2 protein-coding genes are annotated in these 1,717 nt (G+C 29.3%); both read left to right on the top strand.

Features of this window, described 5'->3' with window-relative positions:
* Positions 1-33: 33 nt before the first annotated feature.
* Positions 34-555 carry a hypothetical protein gene (locus tag RH81_RS16085; RefSeq protein WP_033962401.1) on the top strand — a complete coding sequence of 174 codons (522 nt, stop codon included), beginning with the start codon at positions 34-36 and terminating at the stop codon, positions 553-555.
* Positions 556-713: 158 nt separating this feature from the next.
* The gene (locus RH81_RS16080; RefSeq protein WP_033962400.1) at positions 714-992 is read left to right on the top strand and encodes a hypothetical protein; all 279 of its coding nucleotides are present in this window, start codon (positions 714-716) and stop codon (positions 990-992) included.
* Positions 993-1,717 lie beyond the last annotated feature (725 nt).

Below are 1,717 nucleotides of genomic sequence, written 5' to 3'. Positions count from 1 at the left end.
TTCAGGACAAGACATTAAAAAACGAACCCGAAATTGAAATCCAATAACTTCATTAAACAGATCATAGGAAAAACAGTTGACACGATTTATCAAGTGGATTACAATGAGAATAAAGCTAATGACAATTACCTTCCTTGGACTTTTTTCATAACCTTTACTGAATATGATAAGTTTATAGAAATTGAAGGAGATTTTGATGGAGACCATATAAAAATAAATCTAAATCAACTTTCTGAACTTAATCAAAAACTTAAAAAAAACGACTTACGAAATGAACCTCATTTGTGGCAAGTTTATAAAGTTAAAGAAAATGAGAGTCTCGGAAAATTACTTAATAAACCAATCCTAAAATGTGAATATGGAATTGAAAAAGACGAGTTTATAATAAATGAGAATAAGGTTAAAGGACAAAAAGAAGTCTTTACCTTTATACGATTTTATTATGAGAAATCCTTTTTGACAATCTTTGAAGGCGGTTGCGGACTTTCTGTTTCTAATGACAAAAATATCAAACTGAATTTTGAAGAAACCTTTGACAAATATTTAGAGGAATAATAAACTAATGCCAACAACGTGTATAACCCATTGTTTACTTTGTGTGTACTCGGAAAATCCTGCGGATTTTCCTCTGGTTCGTTTTCTTTTGCTAATTTAGTCCTAAACCAAAACAACGTGCCATACACGAACACGTTGTAAAACATTTAAAACTATCTATGAACTTCGATGAAATAAAAGATGAACTGAACAATCCCAGTTTTAATATTGATTTAGCAAAATTGCTAATGAAAATACACTCTGAAAATCTAATAAATGGATACCACTTAAAAGCAATTCTTAAAAGGCAAATTCAAATTTTGGAATTGCAAAAAGGTAAGACTGGACAGGAATTAGATGTTACTGTTCAAAAAGAAATCGAAAATCTCAACGCGAAATTTTCAGAATGGCTAAAAGAGGATTTCATAAAAGATATAAATGATATGAATCCTGAATAAATTATTCCTCATTCAAATTACAATTTACTCTTGAACTTAAAGAAATTCCAAAACGTTAGAATAAAAAATTTACAAATCGTAATAGTGATTTTTTATACGATAACGATTCCGATTGTAATTTATAATTGGGATTATATATCTGAAATTTGGAATAAAGGAAGTATCTTTTTTATGTCCCAATTTTCTGAACCTACAAGCGGAATTGCATTAGTTTATTATATGTTTATCTCTTTTTATGTAGGATTATTTCTTTTATCGCCATTATTACTACTCGATAGGAAATATCTTGAAAATAATGAGCAAACAATTAATTTACTGAACATAAATAAGGAAAGTATTATAAAAACAATCTTGAATGTTTTATTGATAATAATTTTTCCTCTAATTGGAATGGTCGCTATGTTGTTTTGGGCAGTAATAAGCATTACTGCGTGGAATATAGGCTACATTTTAGGAATGATATTTTTTGGATTTATAATTTTGATAATGATTTATATTCTTATCAAAAGTTTAATTCATTGCGCAAGAATTATAAAGACAAAAATGAAAACTGAATAAAAAACGTTGCACAACAACGTGTATAATTAATCGCTTATTCTGTGTGTACTCGGAAAACCCTAAGGATTTCCCTCTGGATCGTTTTCTTTTGCTAACTTAGTTGCTAGCCAACGCAACTAACCATACACGAACCCGTTATGCGCAAGTTTGACCCGTCCTGAAATAAG

The organism is Psychroserpens jangbogonensis (assembly GCF_000797465.1).
In the GTDB taxonomy this organism is placed as follows: Bacteria; Bacteroidota; Bacteroidia; order Flavobacteriales; family Flavobacteriaceae; genus Psychroserpens; species Psychroserpens jangbogonensis.
This window is presented reverse-complemented; position numbering and strand designations above follow the sequence as displayed.

What these genes read in the sequence shown, in the direction of transcription:
- RH81_RS16080 (WP_033962400.1), top strand. Translation starts at nt 714, where the DNA reads ATGAACTTCGATGAAATAAAAGATGAACTGAACAATCCCAGTTTTAAT.